The organism is uncultured Pseudokineococcus sp. (assembly GCF_947495735.1).
Lineage (GTDB): Bacteria > Actinomycetota > Actinomycetes > Actinomycetales > Quadrisphaeraceae > Pseudokineococcus.
The window spans coordinates 1-15,062 of the sequence record NZ_CANMAA010000016.1 but is presented as its reverse complement, the minus strand read 5'-3'; the positions used below and the strand labels follow the sequence as shown (position 1 = coordinate 15,062).

The window sequence follows — 15,062 nt, the reverse complement described above, 5'->3', positions numbered from 1 at the left end:
GTCGACATGCCCATGCCCTCTCCGACGTCCGGCGTGACGTGTCCGGCCGACGCGGCGAGATCGAGCCCATGACCGACACCCGCCGCCTCGTGGACGAGCTCTCGTCGTACTGCGACGTCCCGGTCGCCCGCGGCCGGAGCGCGTCGAGTCCGAGCGGTTCCGCACCTTCCCCCACGACGAGCTCGTCGCCCCCGACAAGGCCGACTCGACATCACCTGGCTGTGCGACGCCTCGCTGGAGGACCTCGACTCGCTGCCGGCGCCGGAGGTCATCGCCCGGGAGATCGTCGAGGACCTCACCACGGCGCTCGCGGAGTTCGAGGCCGTCGCCGCGGCGCTCGAACGTCCGCCGCCGAGAGAGACGACGTCGAAGCGCCTGTCATCGACTGAGACAGGCCCTCTCGGCTCTCCTCGGCCGCGGACCCGGCCCACCGGCGGTGCGCCATGATGGCCGTCCTGCCACGAGACGACGCGGTCCGGCCGGGCCGGCACGAGCGAAGGAGCGCACCCATGGCGACGGAGGCACGAGAGGCGATCACCGAGGGGCGGACCGCGCTCGGCATCGAGCTCGGCTCGACCCGCATCAAGGCGGTCCTCGTCGGCCCCGACCACGAGGTGCTCGCCACCGGCGGCTCCTCGTGGGAGAACCAGCTCGTCGACAAGCGGTGGACCTACTCCGTCGACGACGTCTGGGCGGGCGTGCAGAACTGCGTCGCCGAGGTCGCGGCCGACGTGCGCGAGCGCCACGGCGTGCCGCTGGAGCAGATCGGCGCCCTGGGCGTCTCGGCGATGATGCACGGCTACCTGGCGCTCGACGCCGACGGCGAGCTGCTGGTGCCCTTCCGCACCTGGCGCAACACGAGCACCGGCCAGGCCGTCGAGCGCCTCAGCGAGGCGCTGGACTTCAACGTCCCCCACCGCTGGTCGATCGCGCACCTGTACCAGGCCGTCCTCGACGGCGAGGAGCACCTGGACCGCCTCACCGCCGTCACCACCCTCGCCGGGTACGTGCACCGCCGGCTGACGGGTGAGCACGTGCTCGGGGTCGGCGACGCCAGCGGCGTCTTCCCGATCGAGGCCGGCCCGGACGGCCCGCGCTACGACGCCGCGCGGCTCGAGACGACGCAGCGCCTGGTCGACGAGGCCCTGCCCGACGGCGTCGTGCTGCGCCTCACCGAGCTGCTCCCGCGCGTCGCGGTGGCCGGCGAGCGCGCCGGCGAGCTCACCGCGGACGGCGCCCGCCTGCTCGACCCGAGCGGGACGCTGCAGCCGGGTGCGCTCGTCTGCCCGCCCGAGGGCGACGCCGGCACCGGCATGGTCGCCACGGGCTCGGTGGCCCCCCGCACCGGCAACGTCAGCGCGGGCACGAGCATCTTCGCGATGGCCGTGCTGGAGGGCCCGCTGGCCCAGGTGCACCCCGAGCTGGACCTGGTCACCACGCCCGCCGGCGACCCCGTGGCGATGGTCCACTGCAACAACGGCGCCAGCGAGCTCGACGCCTGGGCGGGGCTCTTCGCGCAGTTCGCCGCGGCGATCGGCGCTCCCGCCGACGACGCCACGGTCTTCGGGGCCCTCTTCCGGGCGTCCCTGGACGGGGCCCCCGACGGCGGCGGGATGCTCGCCTACAACTACCTCTCCGGCGAGCCCATCACCGAGCTCGACGAGGGCCGCCCGCTCTTCCTGCGCGTGCCGGGCAACCCGCTCGACCTCGCCACCTTCATGCGCACGCAGCTGTACTCAGCCTTCGCGACGCTGAAGATCGGCATGGACGTGCTGGCCGGCGAGGGGGTCCGGCTGGACGGGATGTTCGCCCACGGCGGCATGTTCAAGACGCAGGGCGTCGCCCAGCGCCACCTCGCCGCGGCCATCGCCACCCCGGTCTCCGTGGGCGACATCGCCTCCGAGGGCGGCGCCTGGGGCGCCGCGGTGCTGGCCGCCTTCGCCGCCGGTGGGGGCGGGCAGTCCCTCACCGACTACCTCGCCGACCGGGTCCTCGCCGGCGCGCGGATCGACACGGTGGAGCCCGACCCCGACGACGTCGCGGGCTTCGACGCCTTCCTGCAGCGGTACGTCGCCGCCCTGCCGGTGCAGCGGGCAGCGGTCGCCTCGACCGGGCACTGACCTCGACCCGGCGCTGACGGGGCGGCGCGCTGAGGGGGCGGTCCGCCGCGCCCTCAGCGCGCACCTGCGGTGGCGCGGGTCAGTCGACGACGGCGCAGGCGACCCGGGTGCCCGAGTCGCCGGTGTCCAGGGTGTCCTGGTCGGGGCCCTCGGGGGCGTAACGCTCGGGGACGTTCGCGAAGTTGTCCGCGCCCGAGTGCACCATCACGGCGCTGCCGTCGGCGTCGGTGATGTCGTCGACGGTGAAGCCGTCGGTGACGAACATCATCTCCGCTTCCCCGGCCTCCGTGACGTACAGGGACGGCAGGTCTCCGGAGTGCGAGCCGTGGTCGCCCTCGTCGACGCCGAGGTGGCCGCCGGCGGACAGGAAGTCGCCCGTCATGGCGGGGTCGGCCGGGCTCTGGCTGTCCGGCTCGCACAGGCCGACGCCGTGCACGTGCAGCCCGTGGAAGCCGGGCTCGAGGCCGCTCGCGGTCACGGTGACCACCGTCCCCTCGGGGGTGGAGTCCATCTCGACGGTCCCCACCTCCTCCCCGGCCGGGTCCACGAAGGTCGTCGACACGGCGGCCTCGCCGCTCGCACCCGGGTCGGCGCCCGAGCCCCCGGCTGCGCCCTCCATCGACCCGCCCGTCTCGGTCGGCTCGCTGCCGGCGGCGTAGTCCGTCTCCGGCGTCGAGGCCTCGTCCTCACCGCCGCAGGCGGCGACGAGGAGCAGGGACAGGCCGGCCGTGAGGGCCAGGGGTGCGCGACGCATGGGTGCTCCAAGGGGCAGACCGGGATCTTCGGGACCCCTCCGAGTCTGCGGGGCGCAGCCGGACCTGTCCTGGTGGGCCGTCCGCCGTGCCCGGACCGCCCCGGGGCGATCGCGCGACGCGACGCTCCTCGACCGGGCCGGGCCGGACGCCGAGAGGGCCGGCACCCGTGTGCGGGTGCCGGCCCTCCCGGTTGGCGCTGGTGGAGCGCGTCGCGCCCCGCGACCGTCAGTGGTCGGTGGCGTCCTTGGCCTTCTCCGTCTGCTGACGGGCGGCGCCCATCGACTGGTCCTTCTGGCCCTGGCCGGTGAGCTCGGCGTCGTCGGTCTTCTCGCCGACGGCCTCCTCGGCCTTGCCGACCGTCTGCTGCACCACGTTCTTCGCCTTGTCGACTCCGGACATGTCGCCTCCTGCGTCTCGATCTGCGGGTACACCGCCGACGCTACGAGCCGTGCGGCGCTGCCGCGCGTCGAGACGAGCGGGCGACCACGGCGGTGCGGTCGCACCGATCGCGCCGGGACGGCGCGCACCGGTGGCGACAGCCGGGTGTCCCACTGCGTGCTGGCGAGCCGCCGCTCGGTGTGCCCCAGCAGGTCGAAGACCTCGCCGGCGAGGTAGGCCGTGGTGCCCCGGTCGACCCTCCTGCGTCGGAGCACGCCCGCCTCGGCCAGCTCCTCGAGACCGCCCCGGGGCGACGACGTGAGAGGTGTCGAGGAGTCCTCGGACTGCCACCGCCGAGCGCACCAGACCGCCACGACGACCCCCTTGACCGGTTTCCCTCGACGCCCTGCCTGCGGGTGGAGGTTCGACGTCCAGACCTGCACAGAGGCGGTTCCCGTGCGGGCTTCCTCGTGAGAGCACGACGCCCCGCCCACCGCTCGGGTGGACGGGGCGTCGAGGACGGGCGGGGCTCAGAAGCCCATGGCCATCCGGTGGTAGACGGCGTTCCAGCGCAGCTCGTCGCGGAAGCGGCGGGGCCGGGTGTCGGCGTCGATGACGGCGAGCTCGACGCCGAGGGCCTCGGCGAGGTCCGCGACGGCGTCCGTCGTCAGGGCGGACGACATCACCGTGTGGTGCGGCGCGCCGGCGTGCAGCCAGCACTCCGCCGACGTGCGCAGGTCCGGCTTCGGCTCCCAGACGGCGCGGGCGACGGGCAGGTTCGGCAGCGGCTCGTCGGGCTCGACGACGTCGACCTCGTTGAGCGTGAGCCGGAACCGGTCCCCCATGTCGGACATCCCGAGGATGACCGCGGGCCCGGGGACGGAGTCGAAGACGAGCCGCACCGGGTCCTCGCGGTCGCCGATGCCGAGCGGGTGCACCTCGCACGAGGGGGTGTCCGCCGCGATGGACGGGCACACCTCGAGCATGTGCGCGCCGAGGATCTTCTGCTTCCCCGGGCGCAGCTCGTAGGTGTAGTCCTCCATGAAGGACGTCCCGCCCGGCAGCCCCTCGGCCATGGCCTTGAGGGTGCGCAGGAGCGTCGCCGTCTTCCAGTCGCCCTCGCCGGCGAAGCCGTAGCCCTCGGCCATGAGCCGCTGGACGGCGATGCCGGGCAGCTGGCGCAGCGAGCCGAGGTCCTCGAAGTTCGAGGTGAACGCGCGCTGGCCCCCGGCCTCGAGGAAGGTGCGCAGCCCGACCTCGATGCGCGCGGCCTCGCGGAGCGACTCGTGGCGGTCGGCCCCGCGGCGCAGCTCGGGCGCCACGCGGTAGGTCGCCTCGTACTCGTCGGCGAGGGCGTCCACCTGCGCCTCGGTGGCGTCGTCGACCGAGGCCGTGAGCGCGTTGACGCCGTGGGCGTTGACGGTGACTCCGAGGCGGGCCTGCGCGTCGACCTTGTCGCCCTCGGTGACGGCGACGTCGCGCATCGTGTCGCCGAAGCGGGCCACGTGCAGCGAGCGGAGCTCGGCCCGGCCGACGGCCGCCCGGGTCCAGGAGCCGACGCGGGCGGTCACCGACGGGTCGGAGACGTGGCCGACCACGGTGGTGCGCGGGACGCCGAGGCGCGACTGGATGTACCCGAACTCGCGGTCGCCGTGGGCGGCCTGGTTGAGGTTCATGAAGTCCATGTCGAGGCTCGCCCACGGCAGGGCGGCGTCGGCCTGGGTGTGCAGGTGCAGCAGGGGGACGTCGAGCACCTGGAGCCCGGCGATCCACATGCGCGCCGGCGAGAACGTGTGCATCCACGCGACGAGGCCGATGCAGTGGTCGTTCGCGGAGGCGTCCTGGCACATCCGCCGGATCGAGTCCGAGTCGGTGAGCACCGGCTTCCACACGACCTTGACGGGGACGTCGGAGGAGGCGTCGAGCTCCTCGGCGACGCGGCGGGACTGCTCAGCCACCTGCTCGAGCGTCTCGGGGCCGTAGAGGCCCTGGCTGCCGGTGACGAACCAGACCTCCCTCTCGGCGAGCGCGGACCTCATGCCGTGACCTCCTGGTCGGTGGAGCTGCTGGGACGCTGGCCGTACACGTTCTGGTAGCGGTCGTACAGGCTGTCGATCGCCTCCTGCGGGATCGGCACGCACTCGCCGAGCGCCCGGGCCATGTGCACCGAGCGGGCGACGTCCTCGCACATGACCGCGGCCTTGACCGCGCTCTTGGCGTCCTTGCCGATCGTGAAGGTGCCGTGGTTCTGCATGATCACCGCCTTGGAGCGGTGGCCCGTCAGCGTCTCCACGACACCGCGCCCGATGTCCTCGCCGCCGATGAGCGCGAAGGGCCCGAGCGGGATGGGCCCGCCGAACTCGTCGGCCATGGCCGTGAGCACGCAGGGGATCTCCTCGGCGCGCGCGGCCCAGGCGCAGGCGTAGGTGGAGTGCGTGTGCACCTGGCCGGCCACCTCGGGCATGTGCCGGTAGACGTAGGCGTGCGAGCCGGTGTCGGACGACGGCGACCGGGACGGGTCCACGGCCTCGCCGTCGAGCGTGCAGAGCACCATCGACTCGGGGGTCAGGTCGTCGTAGGAGACGCCGGACGGCTTGATGAGGAACAGGTCGGCGCCGGGCACGCGGGCCGAGACGTTGCCCCCGGTCCAGACGACCAGCCCGTAGCGGACCAGCTCGGCGTGCAGGGTGACCAGCTCGCCCCTCAGCCGGTCGATGTGCCCGAGCACCTCGGGGGTGAGCTCGAGTCGTGCGCTCATGCGTCGCTCCTCTTCGTCGCGGTGACGCTCGGCGGGATGGCGGTGATGTTAGCGATCACAGGACGCCGCACGCCAACGCCGCCGTCGCGCTGGCCGAGACGGGACGCGCTCCTCTTGCCGAGCGGCGCGCCCGCCCGCAGAGTTGCCCCAGGTGGCGCACGCGGCGCCCTCGACCAGGGGAGGCGAGATGTACCTCCAGCAGCGCGGTCGGCGCGGTCCGGCGCTCGGGCCCGTGACCACCTGCGCCTCGGTGATGGTCCTCGCCTCGACGGCGACGCTCGTGCTCGCCGCCCTCGCGGCGCCGGCGCTCGCGGTGCAGCTGGTCGCGGCCCTCGCCGTCGCCGGCCTCGTCGGCACCCGCCTCACCGTGGGCCGCGCCCGCGCGTGGTGGTCGCGTCCCGTGCCCGGGGCGCGGCGCCGCACCGCCCGGTAGGGCCGCCCGGCGCGCGTCGCCACCGGCTCAGGAGACGACGGCGTAGAGCGCGAGCACGAGGCCGAAGGCCATGAAGCCCACGGCCGTCGCCTGCACCGTCCACGTCTTCAGCGTCGTCGCCGTGTCCAGGCCGAGGAAGCGGCCCACCAGCCAGAACCCCGAGTCGTTGACGTGGGAGAACGTGATGGCGCCGGCCACGGTGCCGACGACCACGCAGGCCAGCGCGACGCCCGTGAGCGAGGGATCGGCGGCGACGGCGGGCGAGAGCAGGCCCGCCGCCGTGGTGCCCGCGACGGTCGCGGACCCCTGCGCCACGCGCAGCGCCACCGCGATGAGGAAGCCGGCCACGATGACCGGGAGCCCGAGCGCGTCCAGGCTGTCCGCCAGCGCGGCGCCGATGCCGGTGGCGGTCAGCACGCCGCCGAACATCCCGCCGGCCCCGGTGATGAGGATGATCGAGGCGACCGGGGCGAAGGCGCCGTCCACGAGGTCCTCGAGCCGGGCGCCCACCTCCCCGCGGTGGGGCAGCACCACGAGCAGGAGCATCGCCAGGAGCGTCGTGATCAGCAGCGCCACCGGCGTGGCGCCCACCGTGGTCAGCACGTCGACCACCGCCGAGTCGCCGTCGACGACGCCCGCCTCGGCCAGGGTCGACGCCCCCGTGTTGGCGAAGATCAGGACGAGCGGCAGCAGGAGGACCAGCAGGACAACGCCGAACGAGGGCCGGGGCAGGTCGCTGTCGGGGTCCGCCGAGCCGAGCAGGTCGGGGACCGCCACCGCCGGGGTGCGCCGGGCCAGGACGAGGCCCAGGCGGTGGCCGGCCACGTACCAGGTGGGGATGCCGACGAGCAGGGAGATGGCGACGACCAGCCCGACGTCGGCGCCCAGCAGCCCGGAGGCCGCCACCGGCCCCGGGTGCGGCGGCACGAGGGCGTGCATCGTGAGGAAGGCGCCGGCCGCCGGGAGCGCGTACACCAGGAGCGAGCCCCCGAGGCGCCGCGCGACGGAGTAGATGATCGGCAGCATGACGATGAAGGCGGCGTCGAGGAAGATCGGGAACCCGTAGAGCAGGGACGCCACGGACAGCGCCAGGGGCGCGTGGCGCTCCCCGAAGCGGTCGAGCAGCGTGTCGGCCAGCACCTTCGCCCCGCCCGAGACCTCGACGAGGCGGCCGAGCACCGCCCCGAAGCCGATGAGCAGCGCCACCTGCCCGAGCGTGCCCCCGAGGGCGCCCTGCAGGGTGGTCACGAGCTCACCCACGGGGACGCCCGCCACGAGGGCGGTGAGGGCGCTCACGATCGTCAGGGCGAAGAACGCGTGCAGGCGGACCTTGATGATCAGCAGGAGCAGCACGACGATGGCGACGACCGCCACCGTCAGCAGGAAGACCGGCGAGCCGGTCGGCTCGGCGGGTGCTGCGGCCAGAGCGGCCGCGAGGTGTGCTGACGTCGTCGTCATGGTGGTCCCCCGGTGGTGGTGGGCTGCCTCGAGCGCTCGCGGTGGTGGCGGACGTCGCGGCCCCGGCTGCGGCGGGGACGGCGCCGTCGCCACCGCCCCGACGACACCGTAGGCCGCGGACCGCCCGTGGTGGGGCGTGCCGTCGTGGCCGCTGTCCCGAGCGGCGGGCCGCGGGGAGCGTGCCTAGCCTGGAGGTGTGGTCCTGTGGCTGACGGGTGCGCCCGGGCTGGCCGAGGAGGTCGCCGACGAGCTCTGGGCGCTGCTGCCCGGGGCGCGCGTCGTCGACCCCGGCCCCCTGGACGGCGTCACCGGCGCGGGAGCGCTCGCCGAGCTGGAGGGCTCAGCCGGCTGGCGCGCCCTGCTCGCGACGGCGGCGGCCGAGCTCGTGGCCTGGCGCAGCGAGCGCCTGCTCGTCCCCCGGCCCGTGCTCGACCGCCGGGTGTGGGGGGTCGTGGAGGCCGCGCTGCTGCGGGCCGGGCTGGACGCCGCGCTGGTCGAGCTGGACGCGGACGACGAGGAGCAGCGCCGCCGGGTGCGGGAGGCGCGCGTCGCGGTGCCCCGCCGGCTGCGGGAGGTCGAGGAGCACGCGCGCGCCCGTGAGTGGCTGCTCGTGCGCGCCGACGTCGTCGTGGACACCGCGGGCCTCACCGCCGCCCAGGTCGCGCGGCGCGTCGCCGGGCGCCTGGGCATGGACGCCGGCGTCCGCTGAGCCTCCGCCGGCTGGAGCCGGACGCGACGAAGGACCCGGCGCACGAGCGCCGGGTCCTTCGTCAGGTGCTGCGGGGGACTACAGGCCGAGCTTGAGGGCGATGCCGCCGCCGCCGCCTCCACCGAGGAGGTCCTGCGGGTTGACGCCGAACTTCTGGAGGAGCCCGGAGTCGCGGTCGGTGTCGACCTGGTCCGGGAGCTCCTTGTCGGCCTGGTCGGCCTGGTCGCCGCCGACCTTGCTCTTGATGAAGTCGATGACCTGCTGCTTGGGGATCTGCACGTCGTCCTCCTCGTGGTGCTCAGGTGGTGCTCGCAGTGCGGGTGCCACGCGCCCCTCTCGGGGCGCGGCGGCGGTGGTCCTGGTCGTCAGGCCCGGCCGGGAGCCTCGCGGGCTCCCTCGACCTCGACGACCTCGCGCGCGAGGTCGACCTCCACGCGCTGGGTCGCGTCGATGCGGTGGGTGCGCACGGTCACGCGCTCGACCGGCTGCACCTGCACGCCCACGACGGGGACCTCCTCCGACAGCACGAGGACGATCTCGCGGTCGGAGTCGTCGTCGTCGTCGGTGGCGAGGACCGCCATCTGGCGACCCATCTCCTCCGGGACCGGCTCGCTCGTCACGACGAGCTCCTCGCGGCGCACCTCGACGTCCACCTCGACGCGGACGGTCTGGGTGCGCACGCGCTTGGCCACGCGGACGAGCTCCACCGGCACGCGCAGCCGGCGGGCGAACGCCTGCTCCTCCGAGACGGTCAGGACCGCCTCGGAGGAGCGGCCGCCGGGGCTACCGGCGTCAGCGTCCGTGGTGCTCAGCGACGGTCGCCGCGAGTCGTGTCGCCCTCGACGACCTCGATCTCCTCGCGACGCGCGTCCGTGGAGACGGTCTCGGTCTCCTGGACCGTCTGGGTGCCGAGGCTCACGCGCTCGACCGGGACGGTCTCCTTGTTCACGACGGCGCGCTCCTCGTGCAGCGTCACCTCGTGCTCCTCCTCGGTGAGGTCCCCACCGGAGAGGGCGTCGCCGCGGTTGGCGTCCGTGATCGGCTCGCGGTTGACCACGGCCTCCTCGTGGCTGACCGGGACCTCCTGGCTGACGCGCTCGGTCACGATGTGCTTGCGGAGACGGGCGACCCCGGACTCGCGCTGCTGCGTGCCGACGTTGACGCGCTCCTCGGAGCGGGTCATGGCGTCGTCGGTGTTCGGGCCGCTGGTGTCGTGCCCGCGGCCGATGTGGCCGTCGCCGTCCGGGTCGCGGTCGCCGCGCACGCCGGCGGTGCCCGCCGTGCCGGCAGCGGTGCCGGTCGTGCCGGTCTCCGTGCCGGTCGAGGCGCCACGGCCGAGGCCGTAGTAGCGGTACAGCTCGTCCTCCTCGGCGGGGGACAGCTCGCTGTCCGTGTCCATCCGGGGGGCGTCCTTGACCTTGTCCTTGCTGTAGGACACGCGGACCTCGTCGCCCGACAGGTTGGCGGCAGCCAGCGGCACGAAGGACTCGGCGCTGCCGAACAGGCCCGTCTTGACGGTGACCCAGCTGGGCTGCTGCGTGTCGTCGTCGAGGTAGACGGTGCCGACCTTGCCGATCTTGCCGTCGGCCTCGGAGACGACCGTGGCGTCGTAGAGGGCGGAGAGCTGGTTCTCGGTGATGGGCAAAATGCCTCCTCGTGAGTTCGCAGCCGTGCTGCGAGTGTCGTCGGCGGCCCCGTTGCTGGAGGCCTGGCGGCTCTGGTCGAGCCCCGGGAGTTCCCGCGGTCTTCTGCCACCGTCGACGTCGGACTGGTCGTGGGAGGCCTCGACCTCCCGCGACGACGAGCATGGCGGATCTGAGCCCGCGCGCATCTTGAAGCGGCCCCCGGACCGGGTGATGTCCGAAGTGCCCCGTCAGCGCAGCCGTCAGAGCGCGTTGGCGCGCTCCAGGTCGTCGGCGAAGTCCACCTCGACGACGCCGAACTCCGAGATGTCCACGGCGCGCACGCGCATGCCCTCGAGGGCGATGGCGTCCTCGATGCCCTTCTCGAAGTAGTCCTGGTCACCGGCGGCGGCGAGGTGCCGCACGAGCACCTCGCGGTCCTGCGCGCTGACGTGGTTGATGCCCACGGCCTCGCCGAGGCCGCCGACGACCTGCTTCGAGAGGGCGCAGACGTGCCCCGTCTCGTCGAGCAGGTACTTGACCTCCTCGTCGGCGACGCGCTCGGTGTTGACCGCGACGAAGGAGCCCTCGGCCATGCGGGGCACCAGGGCGTCGAGCAGGCCCGGCTGGAACACCACGTCGCCGTTCATCCACAGCACGCCGCCGGGCGGCGCCATCCGCAGCGCCCGCAGCAGGCTCTTCGAGGTGTTGGTGCGCTGGAACTCCTCGTTGTAGACGAAGCTCGCCTCGGAGGCGGCCGCCTCGAGCAGCCGGCGCTTCTTGAAGCCGACGACGATGGACACGCGCGCGTCGTCGGCGAAGGTGCCGCTGATGTGGTCCAGCTGCTGGCGCAGGATCGTCCTGCCGTCGCGCAGCACGGTCAGCGGCTTCGGGTGGGGCCGGCCCAGCCTGGTCCCCATGCCCGCAGCCAGGATCACCACGTTCACGCTCATGTCCACCTCCACGTCGTCGTCTCCGGAGCCGCTCGCAGCGGCGCGGGTGACGGGCGCCCTCGGGCACCCCTCCCCTGCAGTTGTACAGCCCGTCGTCAAAGAGCCGGTGCGCGCGGACCTCCCGCACGGGTCCCGCACGCCGTCCGCCGCGCCCGGCGCCCCGCCGGACGACCCCGGCGGGGGCGGGCTCCTCAGCCCTCGAGCGGGCCGCGGGCGAGGGAGGCGCCGGAGTGGGTCGGCTGCCCGTCGAGCGGCTCCTCGGAGACGTCGACCTGCACCTGACGGCCCTCCCCCAGGGCCCCGGGGGGCACGGTGAACACGCCGTGCCCGTCGGCGAGCGCGCCGAGGGACAGCAGGCCGCCGCTCGCCGCGTCCAGCAGCCAGACCTCCTGGTAGCCGCCCGGCGGGGCGTCGGCCCGGTCGACGTCCACCTCCAGCTCCTGGGTGCCCCCCGCGTCGCGCAGCACCGCGGCGCCGCGGACCCCGGTGCCGTCCACCGGCTCGAGCACCGCCCGCGCCACGACCACGGCCGCGGCAGCGGGCGGCGGGGCTCCCTCCGGGTCCGGTCCGGTGAGCCGCACCGCCCCGGCCCCGGCGCCCAGGCCCAGGACGACGCCGACGAGGGCCGCGAGCAGCGCCGCCCCCCGGCGTCCCGGACCGCCGCGGCGCGCCCCCTCGCCGTCGTGGGCGCCGTCGGCCTGCAGGGGCAGCCCCGCGACCGCGGCACGGCGCCCGCCCTCGGGACCGCGTGCGGCCCTCGCGGGCGGGCCGGTGAGCCCCAGCTCGGCGCGGACCGCCTCGAGCACGCGCGGGTGCGGGCGCAGCGGCAGGTCCGCGGGCGGCGGGCGGCGGGCGGCGTCCAGGACGCGCCGGCGGCCGGCCAGCTCCTCCGTGCACCGCGGGCAGCCGGCCACGTGCGCCCCCGCGGAGGACGAGCCCCGCAGCGGGACGTCCTCCCCCCGCGCCAGCGCCCAGAGGGCGTCGTCGTCAGCGTGCACCGCGCTCGCCCCCCATCTGCTCGCGCATCCGGTGCAGGGCGCGCCGGATGTGGCTCTTGACCGTGCCGAGCGGCATTCGGAGCTGCTCGGCGATCTGGACGTGCGTGAGGTCCGAGAAGAACGCCATCTGGACGATCTGCCGCGACGGCTCGCCGAGCGCGGCCACGTGCTCGGCGACGACCACCCGATCGAGGAGGTCGTCCACCGGGCCGTCCGCCGCGCCGGGCCCCGCCTCGCGCGGCACCACCTGCGCGCTGCGCTCGACGACGCGCCGGCGGCGCTCGCGCACCGCGTGGGCGTCGGCGATCTTGTGGCGGGTGATGCCCACGAGCCACGCCCCGAGCGGGGCGTCGTCCGGGCGGTAGCCGCCACGTCCCCGCCAGGCGGCCACGAAGACCTGCTGGGTCACGTCCTCGGCCTCCTCGGCGTCCCGCAGCGCGCGGGCCGCGAGGCCGTGGACGAGCGGGCCCCAGCGCGCGAAGGCGGCCCGGAGCCCCTCGTCGGAGCCCTCGGCGAAGGCCGCGGCCACCAGGCGGTCCCGCTCGACGTCGTCCGGCTCGGCGTCGTCCTGCTCGACGTCCTGCAGGTCGGTCGTCTCCCCGTCGCGGCGCGCGTCCCCGTCGTGGCCGCCCCCCTGGGGGCGAGCCGCGCCGGGCACGGGGGTCGGCTCAGCCACGGCCGCCTCGGGGCTCGGGGGCCCGCCACCGGACGCGTCGGAGGGCGCACCGGGGCGGGTGCGCCCGCCCTGCTCGCCCTCGACGTCCACGGCAGCGACGGTAGTCACGGGTGCCGCTCCCGCACGCCGGCGCGAGGCGGCCGGCGCGCGAGCCGGCGGGGCGTCGAGGACGAGGACGTGCGACCGCGGTGGCGCTCAGAGCGGCTCCGCGACGACGACGACGTTGTCCCGGTGGGCGCCGACGTCGCGCAGGTAGGGACCGCCGCAGGTGACCAGGACCAGGCGCTCGGGCCCGGCGTCGTCGAACAGCTCGGCGACGGGGAGCGCCTCCTTGACGACGGCCTCGCGCGTCACGACGCGGTACTCGAGCACCGAGCCGTCGGCCGTCACGACCTCGACGGCGTCGCCCAGCCCCAGCTCGGGCAGGTCGGCCAGCACGCCCCTGCCGTCGGTGGCGGAGGCCACGTGCCCGGCGATGACCGCGCTGCCGGCTCCGCTGCCCGGAGCCGCTCCCCACCGGTACCAGGACGTGCGCGCGACGTCGTCGGGCAGGCCCATGGCGCCGTCGGCGTCCACGCCCATGGCGTCGACCGGGGCGACCGCCCCGATCGCGGGGACCCGCACCTCCACCGGCGGGGAGGCCGCCGGGGCTCGCCGCGTGTCGACCGCGGACGGGCTGGCGTCCCGGGCCGCGGCGGCGGGGATGGCGGGGACGGCGGCGGGGGCCCGCTGCGCGTCCTCGCCCGCGGCCTCCGGCGCCGGGGTCGCGGGGGCGGCGTCGAGGTCGGGCGCGGGGTCGGCGAGCGCGGCGCTCACCCCGTCCCCGACCGCCGCAGGGGGCCTGGACGCCGTCCACGCCAGCGGCGTGCCGACGGCCACGGCCAGGCAGGCGAGGAGCGCCACGAGCGCCCGTCGTCGGGACGAGCCGGTGGGCGGTCGACGGCTGGGGTCTGCGCGGCCGGGGTCTCCGCGGCCGGGGTGCCGGCGGGACGACGCGGCTCCCGGGTCGCTGCTGGGCCTCACGACCAGCCCTCCTCTCAGGTCTGCGCGCCCGCCCGGCCGGAGCCGGCGGGTGCCCGGAGCCGTCCGGCCCCGCTCGCGCCGGAGCGGGGCCGGACGGCGCTGCACCGCAGGGCTGCTGCCCTGCGGGGTGGCTCAGGCGCTCTGGTCCGCGCTGCGGCGGCGCACCAGGGTGGTGGACGCGAGCACCGCACCGCCGGCGGCCAGCGCCGTCAGCACGCCGAGGCCCACCGGGAAGCCAGTCGAGGCGTCGCCGAGCCCGCTGGGCACGCCGGCCGGGTCGGACCCCATGCCGTCGACGGTCTGGACCGCCAGCTGCAGGTTCCCGGCATCGGCCGAGCCCCACGCGTAGACGATCGTGCTGGCGCCCTCGGCGACGGTCAGGTCAGCCGGGCCGATGACCGTGGTGTCCGTGCCGGCGAGGTTGACCGACGCGCTCACGGTGCCGGCCTCGGTGGTCAGCGACTCCTCGCCCGGGCTCGCCAGCCCGTCGACGACGACGGCGTCGCCCGCCAGCACGTCCACGGCCGGCGCGGCGGCCACGTGCCGCACCGTGACGCGGCCCTCGCCCGCCGGCACCGCGGAGGTGTCGTTGACGAAGGGCGTCAGGGTCGGGTCGCCGGACTCGGAGAGGTGCGCCACGACGGTCACGTCCAGCCCCGCAGGCACGCCGACGCCCTCGGCGCTGACGACCGGGTCGACGCCCTCGATGCTCTCGGTGTCGGCCGGGTAGACCGCGAGGTCGTACTCGCCGGCGGGCAGCTGCTGCGCGTCGGTGAGGGTGCCGGGCTCGAAGTCGTCGATCAGCAGCTCGCCGTTGGCGTAGACGTCGACGGGGACGTCCGGGACGGCGTGCAGCACGGAGACGGTGGCCGTGGCGTCGTCGGAGGTGGAGGCCGCGGCCGGGAGGGCGCCGAGGGCGACGAGCGCCCCTGCGGCGGTGACGGCGAGGGCGCGGCTGCGGGTGGTGCCGGTGGTGGTGCTCATGTCTGGCTCCTGTCTCGGGGGCTCCGGCGGCTGACCGCCGCGGAGGGTCTGACGGGCTCTGACACCACGCCTTCCGACCGACCCCGCCCCCCGGATGCACGGCTCCGGGCCGCACCGCGCTAGATGTATCCGGCCAGGACGTTGGTAGCAGGCGTGGCGGGTTGAACGAAGGAGAACCTCCGGGTGGGGTGTGGC

At 75.4% G+C, this 15,062-nt stretch carries 16 protein-coding genes and 1 pseudogene; 4 read left to right on the top strand and 13 right to left on the bottom strand.

The genetic code is table 11. From position 1 onward, the window contains the following. Window positions 1–121: 121 nt before the first annotated feature. Window positions 122–447 (top strand): annotated as a pseudogene (locus Q0848_RS19095) (hypothetical protein); the annotation flags it as partial. Between the two features lie 62 nt (window positions 448–509). Beyond that, window positions 510–2,120, top strand: a complete 1,611-nt coding sequence (locus Q0848_RS16445) for a xylulokinase (protein WP_299039465.1) — start codon at window positions 510–512, stop codon at window positions 2,118–2,120. 79 nt (window positions 2,121–2,199) lie between these two features. Here the strand turns inward: Q0848_RS16445 and Q0848_RS16440 are convergent, their stop codons facing one another. From Q0848_RS16440 to Q0848_RS16425, 4 genes are all read right to left on the bottom strand, one after another. Then, the gene (locus Q0848_RS16440; protein WP_299039463.1) at window positions 2,200–2,874 is read right to left on the bottom strand and encodes a superoxide dismutase family protein; all 675 of its coding nucleotides are present in this window, start codon (window positions 2,872–2,874) and stop codon (window positions 2,200–2,202) included. Between the two features lie 226 nt (window positions 2,875–3,100). After that, window positions 3,101–3,274, bottom strand: a complete 174-nt coding sequence (locus Q0848_RS16435; protein ID WP_299039462.1) for a CsbD family protein — start codon at window positions 3,272–3,274, stop codon at window positions 3,101–3,103. A 509-nt stretch (window positions 3,275–3,783) separates the two neighbouring features. Continuing rightward, entirely contained in the window at window positions 3,784–5,292 is a 1,509-nt protein-coding gene (araA, locus tag Q0848_RS16430; RefSeq protein ID WP_299039461.1) for an L-arabinose isomerase, read from the bottom strand. After that, window positions 5,289–6,011, bottom strand: a complete 723-nt coding sequence (locus Q0848_RS16425; RefSeq protein ID WP_299039460.1) for an L-ribulose-5-phosphate 4-epimerase — start codon at window positions 6,009–6,011, stop codon at window positions 5,289–5,291. Before Q0848_RS16425 ends, araA begins: the two co-directional genes overlap by 4 nt. 151 nt (window positions 6,012–6,162) lie before the next feature. Between Q0848_RS16425 and Q0848_RS16420 the strand changes: the two genes are divergently transcribed. Beyond that, the gene (locus Q0848_RS16420) at window positions 6,163–6,444 is read left to right on the top strand and encodes a hypothetical protein (RefSeq protein ID WP_299039459.1); all 282 of its coding nucleotides are present in this window, start codon (window positions 6,163–6,165) and stop codon (window positions 6,442–6,444) included. Between the two features lie 27 nt (window positions 6,445–6,471). Here Q0848_RS16420 and Q0848_RS16415 read toward each other — a convergent pair whose 3' ends face one another. Then, window positions 6,472–7,902, bottom strand: coding sequence for a GntP family permease (locus tag Q0848_RS16415; RefSeq protein WP_299039458.1), 1,431 nt, complete (start codon window positions 7,900–7,902; stop codon window positions 6,472–6,474). Between the two features lie 196 nt (window positions 7,903–8,098). On the opposite strand from Q0848_RS16415, the gene Q0848_RS16410 reads away from it, so the two are divergent. Further along, window positions 8,099–8,611: a hypothetical protein gene (locus Q0848_RS16410; RefSeq protein WP_299039457.1), complete on the top strand. Its 513-nt coding sequence runs from the start codon at window positions 8,099–8,101 to the stop codon at window positions 8,609–8,611. 78 nt (window positions 8,612–8,689) lie between these two features. Here Q0848_RS16410 and Q0848_RS16405 read toward each other — a convergent pair whose 3' ends face one another. The 8 genes from Q0848_RS16405 to Q0848_RS16370 all read right to left on the bottom strand — a co-directional run bounded on the left by Q0848_RS16405 (window position 8,690) and on the right by Q0848_RS16370 (window position 14,867). Then, the gene (locus Q0848_RS16405) at window positions 8,690–8,890 is read right to left on the bottom strand and encodes a hypothetical protein (protein ID WP_299039456.1); all 201 of its coding nucleotides are present in this window, start codon (window positions 8,888–8,890) and stop codon (window positions 8,690–8,692) included. A gap of 86 nt (window positions 8,891–8,976) precedes the next feature. Further along, window positions 8,977–9,366: a DUF2382 domain-containing protein gene (locus Q0848_RS16400; RefSeq protein ID WP_299039572.1), complete on the bottom strand. Its 390-nt coding sequence runs from the start codon at window positions 9,364–9,366 to the stop codon at window positions 8,977–8,979. Between the two features lie 53 nt (window positions 9,367–9,419). Then, window positions 9,420–10,250, bottom strand: a complete 831-nt coding sequence (locus tag Q0848_RS16395) for a PRC and DUF2382 domain-containing protein (RefSeq protein WP_366146651.1) — start codon at window positions 10,248–10,250, stop codon at window positions 9,420–9,422. A 246-nt stretch (window positions 10,251–10,496) separates the two neighbouring features. Continuing rightward, window positions 10,497–11,186, bottom strand: coding sequence for an NTP transferase domain-containing protein (locus tag Q0848_RS16390; protein ID WP_299039453.1), 690 nt, complete (start codon window positions 11,184–11,186; stop codon window positions 10,497–10,499). Between the two features lie 191 nt (window positions 11,187–11,377). Then, window positions 11,378–12,184, bottom strand: a complete 807-nt coding sequence (locus Q0848_RS16385; protein WP_299039451.1) for an anti-sigma factor — start codon at window positions 12,182–12,184, stop codon at window positions 11,378–11,380. Further along, window positions 12,174–12,950 (bottom strand): RNA polymerase sigma factor, encoded by a 777-nt coding sequence (locus Q0848_RS16380; protein ID WP_299039449.1) that lies wholly within the window; start codon window positions 12,948–12,950, stop codon window positions 12,174–12,176. Before Q0848_RS16380 ends, Q0848_RS16385 begins: the two co-directional genes overlap by 11 nt. 105 nt (window positions 12,951–13,055) lie before the next feature. Further along, window positions 13,056–13,763 (bottom strand): class F sortase, encoded by a 708-nt coding sequence (locus tag Q0848_RS16375; protein WP_299039447.1) that lies wholly within the window; start codon window positions 13,761–13,763, stop codon window positions 13,056–13,058. A 252-nt stretch (window positions 13,764–14,015) separates the two neighbouring features. Further along, window positions 14,016–14,867: a DUF4397 domain-containing protein gene (locus Q0848_RS16370; RefSeq protein WP_299039445.1), complete on the bottom strand. Its 852-nt coding sequence runs from the start codon at window positions 14,865–14,867 to the stop codon at window positions 14,016–14,018. Window positions 14,868–15,062 lie beyond the last annotated feature (195 nt).